The sequence below is a fragment of the Pseudomonas sp. Kh14 genome, from assembly GCF_900291005.1.
Lineage (GTDB): Bacteria > Pseudomonadota > Gammaproteobacteria > Pseudomonadales > Pseudomonadaceae > Aquipseudomonas > Aquipseudomonas alloputida.
Genome location: NZ_OLKJ01000019.1, coordinates 1 through 15571, shown reverse-complemented (window position 1 = coordinate 15571; position 15571 = coordinate 1). Strand labels below are relative to the sequence as shown.

Sequence of the window (15571 nt, the reverse complement as noted above, 5' to 3'; positions counted from 1 at the left end):
GCATAGACGCCACAGTATTTAAACTGGAGCGGGAAACGAGACTCGAACTCGCGACCCCGACCTTGGCAAGGTCGTGCTCTACCAACTGAGCTATTCCNTGGAGCGGGAAACGAGACTCGAACTCGCGACCCCGACCTTGGCAAGGTCGTGCTCTACCAACTGAGCTATTCCCGCATTTGGCGTCCCCTAGGGGACTCGAACCCCTGTTACCGCCGTGAAAGGGCGGTGTCCTAGGCCACTAGACGAAGGGGACACACAACACTTTTCAGTGCACCAGAACATGAACCTCACGATTCAGCCTGGATTTTCTTTTCCTGCCCCGCCGTTAAGCAGTGCCGGAGAAACTGGAGCGGGAAACGAGACTCGAACTCGCGACCCCGACCTTGGCAAGGTCGTGCTCTACCAACTGAGCTATTCCNTGGAGCGGGAAACGAGACTCGAACTCGCGACCCCGACCTTGGCAAGGTCGTGCTCTACCAACTGAGCTATTCCCGCATTGGCGTCCCCTAGGGGACTCGAACCCCTGTTACCGCCGTGAAAGGGCGGTGTCCTAGGCCACTAGACGAAGGGGACACGCTGCTGGCATTACTGCCTGCTTTCACTCCCTGCCGCGTTTCGCTGTGTGCTTTACGCTGCAAGTGGCGCGCATTCTATGGATGGTTCGGGAAGGCGTCAACCCCTTTGTAGAAATTTATTTAAATCAATGACTTCCGGGTACACCCAGCGCTGTTTTGGTACCCCTGCCAGGGTTTGGCGTTGATTTTCTGGCGTCAAGTCAGCATTAATGTGCCAGCATCCAGTCATGGCACAGTTTGCCGATAGAAAAAGAGAATGGCTGTCAGGGCCTCTCGCGAGCAATCTCGCTCCTACACTCAATCATGCAAACCTATTCATGAGGCATTAACGGTGACACCACTTCTGATCACCCTGCTCATCGTGGCGGGCATCGCCTTGCTGATCGTGATCGGCTACCTCAACAATGTGGTCGAGAATGGCAAGCTTGAACGCGCCCGGACGAAGATCGAGCTCGCCGACCGCCTGCGCCGCTGTGGCGAGATTACCGAGACGTTCCCCGGCCAGTTCATGACCCCGCCCCTCAAGTTGCTGCTGACCCGCCTGGAGCTGAACCTCAACCAGCGCCTGCTGGCGGTGGACAAGCGCAATGCCGAATACAAGGCGCGCATCGCCGAACTGGAAGGGCTGATTGCCCTGGGCGACAAGATCCCGGTCAACAACCCACCCAACCCGATCCACACCGAGATCAAGGCCAAGGACGTACGCTTCTTGCTGGAGGCGCTGCACAATCAGGTGACCCGCGCTGCCCATGAGGGCTTCTTGCCCGCCGTCGAGGCCAAGCATTGGGTCAAGGAAATCCGCCATATCCTGGTGCTGCTGCATATAGAGTTCTTCAACAACCTCGGCCAACAGGCCCTGCAAAAAGGCCAGCCCGGCCAGGCGCGCCTGGCCTTCGAGCGCGGTGTGCAGTATTTGCGCAAGCAGCCCGAGCCTAAGGTGTATGAAGAGCAGCTGACGTATCTTGAGAAACTGTTGGCCCGGGCCAATGCCCAGGTGCTGGACCGCATGGCACCGGCGGAGGACGAGCACAACGAATTGACCGATGGGCTCAAGACCGATGAGGAAGAAACCTGGAAGAAGAAGGTGATCTACGACTGATTGGTTAACCTGTACCCGCGAAAGGGCCGGGGCTGCTGGCCAATATCCCTGGTCATTCATCGCGGCCGCCGCCACCGTATTCGCGGGCAAACCCGCTCCTACACCAAAGGTGGACACACATCGGCGGCCGGACACAGGCCCTTGTAGGAGCGGGCTTGCCCGCGAAAAGGCCGGCACAGGCAACATCGATCAGCAGTCAGTCAACGCCAGAAAGATCGCCGCCAACCGCTCCAGCCCCACTTGGTCCGCCTCGCTGAACCGCCCGACCGTCGGGCTATCCAGGTCCAGCACGCCAATCAACCTGCCGTCCTTCACCAACGGGATCACCAGCTCACTGTTGGAGGCACTGTCACAGGCAATGTGGCCCGGGAATGCATGTACATCTTCTACCCGCTGGGTCTGCCGCGTTGCCGCCGCGGCCCCGCACACACCTTTACTGAACGGAATGCGAACACACGCCACCTGGCCCTGGAACGGGCCCAGCACCAGCTCTTCGTTGCGGTTGAGGTAGAACCCCGCCCAGTTCAGGTCGTCCACCTGGTTATACAGAAACGCGGAAAACTGCGCGGCGTTGGCGATGAAGTCACGCTCGTCGGCGAACAGCGCCTGCACTTGCGCCGCCAGCAGGTTATAGCCGTCGAGGCCGGCGCCACTGGCATTGAGGTCGATCATTTACTTTTGCTCCAGCAATTGCAGCCCGACCCAGTAGCGGGCGAACTGATAGGCACAACGGCCATTACGGTTACCGCGGCCGGTGGCCCAGCGCACGGCGAGGATGTCGAGTTCTTCGGTGCGCTGCCAGGCAAGGCCAGCAGGTTGCGCCAACTGGCCAATCCAGTGCTCGACAACGTTCAGGAAGTGGTCCTGGGTGAACGGGTAGAACGACAGCCACAGGCCAAAACGGTCAGACAGGGCAATCTTGTCCTCCACCGCTTCGCTGGGGTGCAGCTCGCCGTCGACACGCTTCCAGTTCTCGTTGTCGCTTTCCTTCTCGGGCACCAGGTGGCGGCGGTTGGAGGTGGCGTACAGCAGCACGTTGTCCGGGGCCTGCTCCAGCGAGCCGTCGAGCACACTCTTGAGCACCCGGTAATCGCCCTCCCCGGCTTCGAACGACAGGTCGTCGCAGAACAGGATGAAGCGTTGCGGCAGCTTCTGCAGTTGCTCGACCACCCGCGGCAGGTCGGCCAGGTGGTCACGTTCGATTTCGATCAGGCGCAGGCCGGCGCTGGCGTGCTCGGCCAGCAGGGCACGTACCAGCGACGACTTGCCTGTACCACGCGAGCCCCACAGCAACGCGTGGTTGGCTGGCAGGCCGTTGATGAACTGGTGGGTGTTGCGGCCCAGCTGGTCGCGCTGTTTGTCGATGCCGATCAGGTCGGTCAGGCGGATGTCCAGGCTGACGTCCAGCGGCAGCAGGTAGCCGCTGCGGCCATCACGCTGCCAGCGCGCGGCCAGTGTGGTGCCCCAGTCGATGTGCGGGCGTTGTGCCGGCAACAGGGGTTCAAGGCGCGCCAGTACCGATTCGGCGCGGTCCAGAAAAGCGATCAAGCGAGCGTCCATGACGACTCCTAACAATTTCAGTTTTTTGGAGGCCGCTGCGCGCCCCTTCGCGGGCTTGCCCGCTCCCACAGGGCTTGCCTTCAGCCTGGGGCTAAGCTGTACCTGTGAGAGCGGGCAAGCCCGCGAAGGGGCGCCAAGCGGCCCCCGCTTGGCGATCAACTGAAATGAACAGACAGACCCACCAGCAGCCGGGGCTATTCGGCTATGCTTGCGCAGCGCAAGGAACGGGAAACCGGCTCGGGACTCATGGATATCAAGTTCACCAATCGCCTGTCATACAAGCAAGCCCGGTTGACAGTCCTGGTCGGCTTCATCCTGGGAACATTGCTCAGTCTCATCCAGATCGGCATCGATTATGCCAGCGAAGACGCGTCCATCAACCGTGAAGTGAACGCGTTGCTGCAAATCAGCCACAACCCGGCCTCGCGCATCGCCTACAACATCGACTCGGAACTGGCGCTGGAGCTGACCCGCGGCCTGCTGCAGTCGCCGGCCGTCATCCGCGCACGACTGATCGACAACAACGAAACGGTACTGGCCGATGTCGAGCGGCCAAAACTGCAGGACCGCTCCCGGCCACTCAGCGACTTCCTGTTCGGCGAGCAACGCCAGTTCAAGGAGCGCCTGTACCTGACCCAGATGCCGGAGCAATACCTGGGCACCCTGTACCTGGACATCGACACCTTCGCCTTCGGCAGCCGCTTTCTCGAACGTGCCGGCATCACCCTGCTCAATGGTTTTGCCCGCAGCCTGGTGCTCACCGGCCTCCTGCTGGCGCTGTTCTACATGATGCTGACCAAGCCGCTGGTGACGGTGATTGGCGCACTCAGCGGCAGCGACCCGCGCAAACCCCGGCAAACGCGCCTGGAATGCCCACACGGACATGAGCATGACGAAATCGGCGTGCTGGTGAAGGTCGCCAACCAGCAGTTCGTCAGCATGGCCACCGAGATCGAACAGCGGCGCACTGCGGAAAACCGTCTGACCCAGTACCTGAACGAGCTGGAAGACATCGTGTCGGCGCGCACCAACGAGCTCAAGGCCAGCAACAGCAGCCTCAGCCTGTCCAACCAGGAGCTGGAACAAGCCCGCAGCCGAGCGCTGGACATGGCCCAGGCTCGCGCCGCCTTCCTGGCCAACATGAGCCACGAAATCCGCACCCCGCTCAACGGCATGCTGGGCATGATCGCCCTGGCGCTGGACAACCCGCTGCCCAGCGAACAACGCCAGCAACTGGCTATCGCCCACGACTCGGGCAAGGTGCTGGTAGAGCTGCTGAACGATATTCTCGACTTGTCCAAGTTCGATGCCGGCCAGCTGGAACTGGAACGCATTGCGTTCGACATGGGCTCGATGGTGGAAGACACTGCCAACCTGCTGTCGCAGAACACCGCGCAAAGTGTGGAGCTGACCTGCCTGATCGCCAGCGACTTCCCCAGCAGCGTGCTCGGCGACCCCACGCGTGTGCGGCAGATCGTCAGCAACCTGCTGTCCAACGCGCTGAAATTCACCCGCTTCGGCCGCGTCGATGTGCGCTTGGCGGCCATTGTCGGTGGTGTGCGTCTTGAGGTACGGGATACCGGCATCGGCATCCCCGAAGACGCCCAGGCGCGCATCTTCCAGCCTTTCACCCAGGCCGGCGCCGGCATCACCCGCCAGTACGGTGGCACCGGCCTGGGCCTGGCGCTGACGCGCAACCTGTGCAAGGCCATGCAAGGCCACCTGCACATTCGCTCCGAGCCGGGCTTTGGCAGCAGTTTTACCGCCGAGCTGCCGCTGACCGTGCACACCGAAGCCATCCCGCCAGCGCCCTTGCATGGCCGCGTGGCCGCACTGAGCGCAGCCGGCAGCGGGCTCAATGAACTGTTACAGCACTTGCTGCCCGCCTGGGGCCTGACCTACCAGCGCCATGACAGTTACGCCACGCTGGATGCGGCAGTGGTCGACCTGTTGATCACCGACGACGTCGAGCACCTGTTCGAACTGCGCCCGGCATTGAAAACCCCGATTCTGCTGGTGACTGCCTACGGCAACTTCCTGCCCAACGAGCAGTCCTTGGCCTTGGCACCGCTGCACCAGCTGGCCCGACCATTGGCACGCAACGCCCTGTACCAGACCCTGCGCCGCACGTTGCAAGGCCATGAGCCCGAACACCCGCTGGCCATCCCGGTCCTTACCCAGGAGCAAGGCCGTGCGAGGATACTGCTGGTAGAAGACAACCCGGTGAACCAGCTGGTGGCCAAGGGCATGCTGGCCAAGCTCGGCTGCCAGGTGCAACTGGCCACCCAGGGTGCGGAAGCCCTTGAGCTGCTGGCGCGTGAGGAATTCGACCTGGTGCTGATGGACTGCAACATGCCGGTGATGGACGGCTACGAGGCCAGCCGGCGTATCCGCCAAAGCGGCCGCTGGCCCGAGTTGCCCATCGTCGCCCTCACCGCCAACGCGATGCCCGAAGAGCGCGAACGCTGCCGGGCGGCGGGCATGAACGACTACCTGGCCAAGCCTTTCCGCCGCGAAGAGCTACTGGCCCTGGTCGACCATTGGGTGCCCTTCAGCGGCTGAGCAATCGCTCGATGTCCGCCTCCAGGGCCTGTGGCTTGGTGGTGGGGGCATAGCGCTTGACCTGGCCACTGGCCGGGTCGACCAGAAACTTGGTGAAGTTCCACTTGATCTTCTGGCTACCCAAAATACCCGGCGCGCGTTGCTTGAGTTCAACGAACAGAGGGTGAGCGCCCGGGCCGTTGACCTCGACCTTGCGAAACAGCGGAAAACTCACGCCGAAATTACGCTCGCAGAACTGCGCAATTTCCCGCGCATCGCCAGGTTCCTGCTTGCCGAACTGATTGCACGGGAAACCCAGTACCACCAGGCCACGGTCGCGGTAGGCCTGCCACAGTTGCTCCAGGCCTTTGTACTGCGGGGTAAATCCGCACTGGCTGGCGGTATTGACCACCAACAGCACCTTGCCCGGGAAGTCGCCGAGCGTCTTGTGCTCGCCGCCCAGGGTCACGCAGGGGATGTTCAGCATCGTTGCAGCCATGATCGGGCTCCGGTCAGTCGCGCGGACGAAGGTCGATGCACACCGAGTTGATGCAGTAACGCAGGCCGGTCGGTGGCGGGCCGTCAGGGAACACATGCCCCAGGTGCGCGTCGCAACGGGCACAGGTGACCTCGGTGCGGATCATGCCGTGGGACGTGTCGCGGATCTCGATCATCGCGCTGTCCTCGATCGGCGCGTAGAAGCTCGGCCAGCCGCAGCCGGCGTCGAACTTGGTCTGCGCATCGAACAGCGGCAGGCCGCAACAGATACAGTGGTAGATGCCGTCGCGGCGCTCGCTGTTGTACTTGCCGCTGAATGGCCGTTCGGTGCCCTTGAGGCGGCAGACCTGGTACTGCTCGGGGTCGAGCATCGACCGCCATTCGTCCAGGGTTTTTTCGATCTTTTTCATGTAGAAACCTCGGCAGGCTGAATTTCACCCCACACCGTCTTTTCCGGGGCGCGGGTGGCACGTATATTAGTTGGCTTCGTGTGCCAGGCGTTCAGTCTGGCACCCGCTTCCTGCCCTTTCAAACCTTTCGGCGGGGCGTAGCGCGTTTTCTCAATCGGGATCCCATCATGCAGTTCAGCAAATCGAACAAGCTCGCCAATGTCTGCTACGACATTCGCGGCCCAGTGCTCAAGCACGCCAAACGCCTGGAGGAGGAAGGCCACCGCATCCTCAAGCTGAACATCGGCAACCCGGCGCCGTTTGGCTTCGAGGCGCCTGATGAAATCCTTCAGGATGTGATCCGCAACCTGCCCACCGCACAGGGCTACAGCGACTCCAAGGGCCTGTTCAGCGCACGCAAGGCCGTGATGCAGTACTGCCAGCAGAAGGAAATCGAAGGCGTCACCATCGAGGACATCTACCTGGGTAATGGTGTGTCCGAGCTGATCGTCATGTCGATGCAGGCGCTGCTCAACAACGGCGACGAAGTACTGATCCCGGCCCCCGACTACCCGCTGTGGACAGCCGCCGTGAGCCTGGCCGGCGGCAAGCCGGTGCACTACCTGTGCGACGAGCAGGCCGACTGGTTCCCTGACCTTGAGGACATCAAGGCCAAGATCACCCCGAACACCAAAGCGCTGGTGATCATCAACCCGAACAACCCGACCGGCGCCGTCTACTCCAAGGAGCTGCTGCTGGGCATGCTGGAGCTGGCGCGCCAGCACAACCTGGTGGTGTTCTCCGACGAGATCTACGACAAGATCCTGTACGACGAAGCCGTGCACATCAGCACCGCCTCGCTGGCCCCGGACCTGCTGTGCCTGACATTCAACGGCTTGTCCAAGTCGTACCGGGTGGCGGGTTTCCGCTCCGGCTGGCTGATCATCTCCGGGCCCAAGCACCACGCACAAAGCTACATCGAAGGCATCGACATGCTGGCCAACATGCGCCTGTGCGCCAACGTGCCGGCCCAGCACGCCATCCAGACCGCGCTGGGCGGCTACCAGAGCATCAACGACCTGGTGCTACCGCCAGGCCGCCTGCTGGAGCAGCGTAACCGCACCTACGAACTGCTCAACGATATCCCCGGTGTCAGCTGCGTGAAGCCGATGGGGGCGCTGTATGCGTTCCCGCGGATCGATCCGAAGGTTTGCCCGATCCTCAACGACGAGAAGTTCGCCCTTGACCTGCTGCTGTCAGAGAAGCTGCTGATTGTACAAGGGACGGCGTTCAACTGGCCGTGGCCGGACCACTTCCGCGTGGTGACCTTGCCGCGCGTGGATGACCTGGAAGCAGCAATTGGCCGGATCGGCAATTTCCTGAAGGGTTATTCGCAGTAGGATTTGATGGGAGCGCCGTGGGGGCGACGAGAGGTTCGACGAGGTGGTGGTGGTGGGGCGCAGATCGAGCGCCGCCCGCGCGGCGCTTCGCGGGTAAACCCGCTCCTACGTTTGTTTCGGGCCAGTCCATCCTGTGCCAGGAGCGCGCGATCGCCTTGTTCGTACGACGCGATATCGAGCCATGCGCCAGGGCGTTCGCGCGCAAATCCCACAGGCATAATTGGTCCGAAACAAACGTAGGAGCGGGTTTACCCGCGAAGCGCCGCGCGGGCGGCGCTCGATCTCACAGGCGCCACACCACTTGCGGCAAACACCCAGCGGCCTTGACGCAACCCCAAGCCGAATGTTTCTTACATCCTGCAACGCTCTATCCCACAGCCCCCACGCCATCCTCTGCCATACTCCGCCGTACACAGTTTGAAATAGTCCCCCGATTGAATCGGCGCGGCAGGCCCCTTATATACCCCGCAGTAAGCGACAACTCATCCGTCAGGAGAACGTAACAACCATGATGCGCATTCTGTTGTTTGTAGCCACCAACCTCGCGGTGGTGCTGGTTGCAAGCATTACCCTGAGCCTGTTCGGTTTCAACGGGTTCATGGCCGCCAACGGGGTCGATCTGAACCTCAGCAGCCTGCTGGTGTTCTGCGCCGTGTTCGGCTTTGCCGGCTCCCTCGTCTCGCTGTTCATCTCCAAGTGGATGGCGAAGATGACCACCGGCACCCAGATCATCAGCCAGCCGCGCACCCGCCACGAGCAATGGCTGCTGCAAACGGTCGAAGAGCTGTCCCGCGAAGCGGGCATCAAAATGCCTGAGGTGGGTATCTTCCCGGCTTACGAGGCCAACGCCTTCGCCACCGGCTGGAACCGCAACGACGCGCTGGTCGCGGTGTCCCAGGGCCTGCTGGAGCGCTTCTCGCCCGATGAAGTGCGCGCGGTACTGGCCCACGAAATCGGCCACGTTGCCAACGGCGACATGGTCACCCTGGCGCTGGTGCAGGGCGTGGTGAACACCTTCGTGATGTTCTTTGCACGCATCATCGGCAACTTTGTCGACAAGGTCATCTTCAAGAACGAAGAGGGCCAAGGCATTGCCTACTATGTGGCGACCATCGTTGCCGAGCTGATCCTTGGCATCCTGGCCAGCATGATCGTGATGTGGTTCTCGCGCCGCCGCGAATTCCGCGCCGACGAAGCCGGTGCGCAGCTGGCCGGTACCGCGGCAATGATCGGCGCCCTGCAGCGCCTGCGCGTGGAACAAGGCCTGCCAGTGCACATGCCGGACACCATGAAGGCCTTCGGCATCAATGGCGGCCTCAAGCACGGCCTGGCTGGGTTGCTGATGAGCCACCCACCGCTGGAAGACCGCATCGAGGCCCTGCGCCAGCGCGGCTGATCCACCTGATAAAAACAAAGGGCGACTTCGGTCGCCCTTTTTTATTCACCCGGCCTCACGCAGTTTCTGAGGGAGCGGGCGCGCCCGCGAACACCGGCAAAGCCGGTGCCATCTACCGCGTCGCCTGTTTCGCGGGCACGCCCGCTCCCACATGGGTCGGCGCAGCCTGCCCTATCTGCTTACCGGCTGAGCCGGTACACCCGCTCCAACAAACTCGACGCCCCGGCCTGCACAAACTTCGGGCTCTCCTCAATCACCTCCACAGCCTCCAGTTGCTCCACCTGCCACCCCGCAAACCCCTGCCTCAGCTCTTCATCCCTGACCGAAAACGGCGGCCCGGCCAACAATGACTGGTCATACTCCAGCGTCACCACCAACCCACGGCAATTCGCCGGCAGCAAACCCGACAACAGCTGCATATACCGCGCACGCATCTGCACCGGCAGCGCAATCACCGCCGCCCGGTCATACAGCCCCACGCAGTCAGCCACATCCTCTGCCCGCAAGGCAAAGAAGTCGCCACACCACAGCTGCACATCTCCACTGCGCCAAACCTCAAATGCGCCCTGCTGCCGCACTTCGGCCTCAAGCCCGTGCTCACGGAAAAAATCCTCCACCGCCCGCCGCGACAGCTCCACACCCAATACGCGATGGCCCTGCCCTGCCAACCAGGCAAAGTCCAGGCTCTTGCCACACAACGGCACCAGCACACGGCTGCCGGGCGCCAACTGCAACTGTGGCCAATACGTCTGCAGATAGGGGTTCACCTGCGCTTGGTGAAAGCCGATCTGGTTGTCGGCCCACCGTTGCTGCCAGAACGCTGGTTCCATGATCACTCCCGATTTTTTGATGATTTGTCGGTAAAACTTGGTTTGGATTTCGATCTGTACTTAATCGAAGATGGTTGCATCTTAACCTTCAGGACCCCGCCATGCTGCCCAGCCTGTTCATTTCCCATGGTTCCCCCATGCTTGCCCTGCAACCCGGCGCCAGCGGGCCGGCACTGTCCGGGTTGGCCAACGCGCTGCCTCGGCCGAAAGCGATCGTGGTGGTGTCGGCACACTGGGAAAGCCGCGAGCTGCTGGTCACCGGCAGCGCACAGCCCGAAACCTGGCATGACTTCTACGGCTTCCCACCGGCCCTGTATGCGGTGCAGTACCCGGCGCCGGGCGAGCCCGGGCTTGCTGGCGAGGTCAGTGAGCGGTTGAAGGCTGCGGGGCTACCCGCGCGGCTGGACATGCAGCGCCCATTCGACCATGGCGCCTGGGTGCCGCTGTCGCTGATGTATCCAGATGCGCGCATTCCTGTGGTGCAGGTTTCACTGCCCAGCCACATGGGGCCGGCGCTGCAGCTGAAGGTGGGCCAGGCACTGGCGGGGTTGCGTGCCGAGGATGTACTGCTGATGGGTTCGGGCAGCATTACCCACAACCTGGGTGAGCTGGACTGGCATGCAGGGCCGGATGTGATCGAGCCGTGGGCGCTGGCGTTCAGGGGTTGGGTGGTAGACCGGCTGCAGGAGGATGACCAGGCGGCGTTGCTGGATTACCGGCAGCAGGCGCCGTTTGCGGTGCGCAACCATCCCAGTGATGAGCATTTGCTGCCGCTGTTCTTTGCCCTTGGGGCCGGGAGCAAGTTCGGCGTGGTGCATCAGGGATTTACCCTGGGCGCGCTGGGGATGGACATCTATCGGTTCGACTGAAGGCCCGCGAAAGGGCCGGTACAGGCAAAAAAAATCCCCGACCTAAGCCGGGGATTTTTTCATTACGCCAGGATCAATCCTCGCGGTAGCGACGCAGCTTCAGCTGCTTGCCAGCCACGCGGGTGTCCTTGAGCTTGGACAGCAGCTTCTCGAGGCCGTCTTCCGGCAGCTCGACCAGGCTGAAGCTGTCGCGCACCTGGATGCGGCCGATAGCGTCACGCGCCAGGCCACCTTCGTTGAGGATCGCACCCAGCAGGTTCTTGGCAGCGATACCATCACGGGCACCCAGGGCGGTACGGCAACGCACGCGGCCTTCGGCCAACGGCAGCGGTGCACGGCGCTCACGGTCACCACGATCAGGACGCTCGCCACGCTCACCGCGCTCGGTACGCTCACCACGCGGGGCGAAGCTCGGCACCAGCGGCTGCTCACGCTCTACCGCCGCCAGGTCCAGCGCCTGGCCATTGGTGGCCTTGCGCAGCAGGGCCGAAGCCAGGGCGCGCGCGCTGCAACCGAGGTCGGTGGTCAGGCGGTCGAACAGCTCGCCATGGGTGGCTTCTGCTTCGGCTACCAGCGGCGCCAGGCTCGAGGTCAGCTTCTTGATGCGGGCATCCAGCACGGCCTGGGCATTCGGCAGGCGCGCTTCGGCAACCTTCTGCCCGGTAACACGCTCGATCACCTGCAGCATGCGGCGCTCACGCGGGGTAACCAGCAACAGTGCACGGCCATCGCGACCGGCACGGCCAGTACGGCCGATACGGTGTACGTAGGACTCCGGGTCGTACGGCATGTCAACGTTGAATACGTGAGTGATGCGCGGTACGTCCAGGCCACGGGCAGCGACGTCGGTGGCGACGACGATGTCCAGGCGGCCATCCTTGAGCGAGTCGATCACGCGCTCACGCTGGTTCTGGGCGATATCGCCGTTCAGTGCAGCAGCCTTGTAGCCTTTGGCTTCCAGCGCGGCGGCCAGGTCCAGGGTGGCTTGCTTGGTACGCACGAAGGCGATCAGCGCGTCGAACTCTTCCACTTCCAGCAGACGCAGCACAGCCGGGATCTTCTGGTCCGCGTGGACCATCAGGTGGGCCTGCTCGATCGCGGTAACGGTCTGGGTCTTGGTCTGGATCTTGACGTGTTTGGGTTCACGCAGGTGACGCTCGGCGATCGAACGGATCGACGACGGCAGGGTTGCGGAGAACAGTACGGTCTGACGGGTAGCCGGGATTGCGTCGAAGATCACTTCGAGGTCGTCCATGAAGCCCAGCTTCAGCATCTCGTCGGCTTCGTCCAGTACCAGGTACTGTACGGTCGACAAGACTTTTTCGTCACGACGCAGGTGGTCGCACAGACGGCCCGGGGTGGCCACGACGATTTGCGCGCCGTTGCGGATCGCACGCAGCTGTGGGCCCATCGGGGCACCACCGTAGACGGCGACAACGTTCACGCCCGGCATCTGCTTGGCGTAGGTTTCGAAAGCGGTAGCAACTTGCAGCGCCAACTCACGGGTTGGCGCCAGGATCAGGGCTTGCGGTTCGCGCTTGCTCACATCGATCTTGTTCAGGATCGGCAGGGCGAAGGCAGCGGTTTTGCCGGTGCCAGTCTGCGCCTGGCCGATCATGTCGTGACCGGCGAGGATGATCGGGATCGATTGTTGCTGAATGGCGGACGGCTCTTCGTAGCCGGTAGCCACAACGGCAGCAACAATGTTCGGGTTAAGATCGAGAGCGGCGAAGCCGCCGGTTTCCTGGGTCATGGGTCTGCCTCTAGGTGCATCCGCAAAGACCCATGCTCCAAAGCTGCACATGCCTTGAAAGACCGTCAGGTCACCCAGGCAGCTTTGGCGGCGGGGATTTGCGAAAACGATTGAAAAAGAAAACTTGGGAAGGTCCGCCTAGCGGACGCGCAGCCGAAGCTGGACTCGGAGGATTTGCACCACCTGATTTTGAGGTCCGCTAAAAGACCGGCGCGTACTATACCTGAAATAGTCGCGTACGTGAGGAAAATTTTCATGGAGGCAGGGCCAGTATCGGGCCATCGCGCGCAACAGGCTGAATCGATAATCCCTTTAAGCCTTACGCGCTCGGTGTCGGAGCGGTTGAGCCTTTCAGGTAGCCGGCCGAATCTCGCGGATCAGCCCCTCGAGGCTGTACCCCAAACGCGGCGCCAGCGCCTCGGCCCGGGCTCTCAAACCGTCCAGGTCCAGCGACTGCTCCAGGTCTGCCGGCACCAGCAGAATCACATTGCCCTCCTTCACAGGCAGTTCCCAGTAATGCCGGTGGTACAACCCGCGCAGCAATGCCGCGCCCAGCGGCCTGCCATCATCAGTGGCCCATTGGTTGATCACCAGCCAGCCGCCCGGGTTCAGCTGCTGCTGGCAGTTCTCCAGAAAGTTCCACGCCAGGTGCCCGACCCCAGGACCATGGTCGGTGTACAAGTCAACGAACAGCAGGTCGGCCTTCTCTGCCGTGGGCAGCAGCTCCAGCGCATCGCCGATGCGCACATACAGCCGCGGGTCGTCGTCCAGGCCCAGGTAATCCATGGCCAGGCGCGGCACATCCGGGCGCAGCTCGATGGCCTCGATGTCTTCCAGCGGCAGGAACTTCATGCAGGCCTGGGTCAGCGTGCCGGCGCCCAGGCCCAGAAACAGCGCACTCTCCGGCAGTTCGTGACACAGCGCCCCCACCAGCATGGCGCGGGTGTAGTCGTACTCCAGCCAGCTGGGGTCGGCCGTGAACACGCAGCTTTGCTCGATCGCATCGCCGAATTCCAGAAATCGGTAGTCGTCTACTTCGTACACGCTGATGACGCCAAAAGCATCTTCTACCCGTGCCAGCAGCCGCTCTTGCCGTTCCGCCGTCATGTCCACCACCCACCTGCGCAAAAACGCGCATTGTCCGCCAACACCCTTGATGCAACAAGCGCAGCGCCAACTGTTACCATGGCCCATAGCCTACAACCGACAAGACCGAGCCCAAGATGAACCAACCGTGGAGCCCCGACAGCTGGCGCGCCCTGCCGATCCAGCAGCAACCGACCTACCCCGATGCCGCGCACCTGCTGAAGGTTGAACAGACCCTGGCCAGCTACCCGCCGCTGGTGTTCGCGGGTGAGGCGCGCGAGCTGCGCCGGCAGTTCGCCGAGGTCACCGAAGGCCGTGCCTTTCTGCTTCAGGGCGGCGATTGCGCCGAGAGCTTCGCCGAGTTCTCGGCTGCAAAAATCCGCGACACCTTCAAGGTGTTGCTGCAAATGGCCATTGTCATGACCTTTGCCGCCGGCTGCCCGGTGGTGAAAGTGGGGCGTATGGCCGGGCAGTTCGCCAAACCGCGCTCATCTGGCGATGAAACCATCGGCGACGTCACCCTCCCCGCCTACCGTGGCGACATTGTCAACGGCATCGGTTTCGACGCCAAAAGCCGCATTCCGGACCCGGAACGCCTGCTGCAGGCCTACCACCAGGCCACCGCCAGCCTCAACTTGCTGCGCGCGTTCGCCCAAGGCGGGTTTGCCGACCTGCACCAGGTGCACAAGTGGAACCTGGACTTCATTGCCAACTCGGCGCTGGCCGACAAGTACCACCAGTTGGCCAATCGCATCGATGAAACCCTGGCGTTCATGCGTGCCTGTGGCCTGGACAGTGCGCCGCAACTGCGCGAAACCAGCTTCTTCACAGCCCACGAAGCGCTGCTGCTGAACTATGAAGAAGCCTTCGTGCGCCAGGACAGCCTGACTGGCGACTACTACGACTGCTCGGCGCACATGCTGTGGATCGGCGACCGCACCCGCCAGCTCGATGGCGCTCATGTGGAGTTCCTGCGTGGCGTGCACAACCCGATCGGGGTCAAGGTTGGCCCGAGCATGAACCCCGAAGAGCTGATCCGCCTGATCGACACGCTCAACCCGGCCAACGACCCGGGGCGTCTGAACCTGATCGTGCGCATGGGCGCGGGCAAGGTTGGCGACCACTTGCCGGGGCTGATCCGCACTGTCGAGCGCGAGGGGCGCAAGGTGCTGTGGAGTTCCGATCCGATGCACGGCAACACCATCAAGGCCAGCAGCGGTTACAAGACCCGCGATTTTGCGCAGATTCTGGATGAGGTGAAGCAGTTCTTCCAAGTACACCAGGCCGAGGGCAGCCATGCCGGCGGTATCCATATCGAGATGACTGGGCAGAACGTCACCGAATGCATCGGCGGTGCCCGGCCGATCACCGAGGATGCGTTGTCTGACCGGTATCACACCCATTGTGATCCGCGGATGAATGCCGATCAGTCGCTGGAGTTGGCATTCCTGATTGCCGAAACCCTCAAGCAGGTGCGGCGCTGAGCGCTTTTCGCTTTTCGCTTTTGATCTTGCTTCTAAGCGCGCGGTAGTTCAGGCGACGCAGATTGCGACTTCAGGAGGCCGAGCGCAGGCC

Annotated in this window: 12 protein-coding genes, 4 tRNA genes and 1 pseudogene; 6 read left to right on the top strand and 11 right to left on the bottom strand. The window is 62.4% G+C overall.

All coding sequences use genetic code 11. The features are described from left to right. Nucleotides 1–98 precede the first annotated feature (98 nt). The 4 genes from FQ668_RS08700 to FQ668_RS08680 all read right to left on the bottom strand — a co-directional run bounded on the left by FQ668_RS08700 (nucleotide 99) and on the right by FQ668_RS08680 (nucleotide 573). Nucleotides 99–174: transfer RNA gene (locus FQ668_RS08700), tRNA-Gly, on the bottom strand. A 3-nt stretch (nucleotides 175–177) separates the two neighbouring features. Beyond that, a tRNA-Glu gene (locus tag FQ668_RS08695) sits at nucleotides 178–253 on the bottom strand. Between the two features lie 166 nt (nucleotides 254–419). After that, nucleotides 420–495, bottom strand: a tRNA-Gly gene (locus FQ668_RS08685). Nucleotides 496–497: 2 nt separating this feature from the next. Further along, nucleotides 498–573: transfer RNA gene (locus FQ668_RS08680), tRNA-Glu, on the bottom strand. Between the two features lie 333 nt (nucleotides 574–906). On the opposite strand from FQ668_RS08680, the gene FQ668_RS08675 reads away from it, so the two are divergent. Next, nucleotides 907–1674 (top strand): hypothetical protein, encoded by a 768-nt coding sequence (locus FQ668_RS08675; protein WP_014591946.1) that lies wholly within the window; start codon nucleotides 907–909, stop codon nucleotides 1672–1674. Nucleotides 1675–1863: 189 nt separating this feature from the next. Here FQ668_RS08675 and FQ668_RS08665 read toward each other — a convergent pair whose 3' ends face one another. Together FQ668_RS08665 and FQ668_RS08660 are read right to left on the bottom strand one after the other, a co-directional pair. Next, on the bottom strand, nucleotides 1864–2346 hold the full coding sequence (locus FQ668_RS08665; protein ID WP_003247105.1) for a GAF domain-containing protein: 483 nt from the start codon (nucleotides 2344–2346) through the stop codon (nucleotides 1864–1866). Beyond that, nucleotides 2347–3234 (bottom strand): ATP-binding protein, encoded by an 888-nt coding sequence (locus tag FQ668_RS08660; RefSeq protein ID WP_014591948.1) that lies wholly within the window; start codon nucleotides 3232–3234, stop codon nucleotides 2347–2349. A gap of 204 nt (nucleotides 3235–3438) precedes the next feature. Between FQ668_RS08660 and FQ668_RS08655 the strand changes: the two genes are divergently transcribed. Then, nucleotides 3439–5796 carry a response regulator gene (locus FQ668_RS08655; protein WP_014591949.1) on the top strand — a complete coding sequence of 786 codons (2358 nt, stop codon included), beginning with the start codon at nucleotides 3439–3441 and terminating at the stop codon, nucleotides 5794–5796. Here FQ668_RS08655 and FQ668_RS08650 read toward each other — a convergent pair. Next, nucleotides 5786–6274: a glutathione peroxidase gene (locus FQ668_RS08650; protein ID WP_010952902.1), complete on the bottom strand. Its 489-nt coding sequence runs from the start codon at nucleotides 6272–6274 to the stop codon at nucleotides 5786–5788. The two genes, FQ668_RS08655 and FQ668_RS08650, sit on opposite strands and share 11 nt — an antisense overlap. Before the next feature lie 13 nt (nucleotides 6275–6287). After that, entirely contained in the window at nucleotides 6288–6683 is a 396-nt protein-coding gene (gene msrB, locus FQ668_RS08645) for a peptide-methionine (R)-S-oxide reductase MsrB (protein ID WP_010952901.1), read from the bottom strand. A gap of 167 nt (nucleotides 6684–6850) precedes the next feature. Between msrB and FQ668_RS08640 the strand changes: the two genes are divergently transcribed. Continuing rightward, a complete protein-coding gene (locus FQ668_RS08640) occupies nucleotides 6851–8062 on the top strand; it encodes a pyridoxal phosphate-dependent aminotransferase (RefSeq protein WP_012271123.1) in 1212 nt (403 codons plus the stop codon). A 508-nt stretch (nucleotides 8063–8570) separates the two neighbouring features. Continuing rightward, nucleotides 8571–9458 (top strand): protease HtpX, encoded by an 888-nt coding sequence (gene htpX / locus FQ668_RS08630; protein ID WP_010952899.1) that lies wholly within the window; start codon nucleotides 8571–8573, stop codon nucleotides 9456–9458. Between the two features lie 179 nt (nucleotides 9459–9637). On the opposite strand, the gene FQ668_RS08620 is transcribed toward htpX, so the two are convergent. Beyond that, nucleotides 9638–10288, bottom strand: coding sequence for a thiopurine S-methyltransferase (locus FQ668_RS08620; protein WP_019437430.1), 651 nt, complete (start codon nucleotides 10286–10288; stop codon nucleotides 9638–9640). Between the two features lie 101 nt (nucleotides 10289–10389). Here FQ668_RS08620 and FQ668_RS08615 point away from each other — a divergent pair, with 101 nt between their 5' ends. Beyond that, nucleotides 10390–11157, top strand: coding sequence for a class III extradiol ring-cleavage dioxygenase (locus tag FQ668_RS08615; protein ID WP_019437431.1), 768 nt, complete (start codon nucleotides 10390–10392; stop codon nucleotides 11155–11157). A 73-nt stretch (nucleotides 11158–11230) separates the two neighbouring features. Here FQ668_RS08615 and FQ668_RS08610 read toward each other — a convergent pair. Together FQ668_RS08610 and FQ668_RS08605 are read right to left on the bottom strand one after the other, a co-directional pair. Further along, nucleotides 11231–12944: pseudogene (locus tag FQ668_RS08610) on the bottom strand (DEAD/DEAH box helicase). Nucleotides 12945–13261: 317 nt separating this feature from the next. Further along, a complete protein-coding gene (locus tag FQ668_RS08605; RefSeq protein WP_019437432.1) occupies nucleotides 13262–14017 on the bottom strand; it encodes a spermidine synthase in 756 nt (251 codons plus the stop codon). 116 nt (nucleotides 14018–14133) lie between these two features. Here FQ668_RS08605 and FQ668_RS08600 point away from each other — a divergent pair, with 116 nt between their 5' ends. Beyond that, entirely contained in the window at nucleotides 14134–15480 is a 1347-nt protein-coding gene (locus tag FQ668_RS08600) for a class II 3-deoxy-7-phosphoheptulonate synthase (RefSeq protein WP_010952895.1), read from the top strand. The last annotated feature ends 91 nt before the right edge of the window (nucleotides 15481–15571 follow it).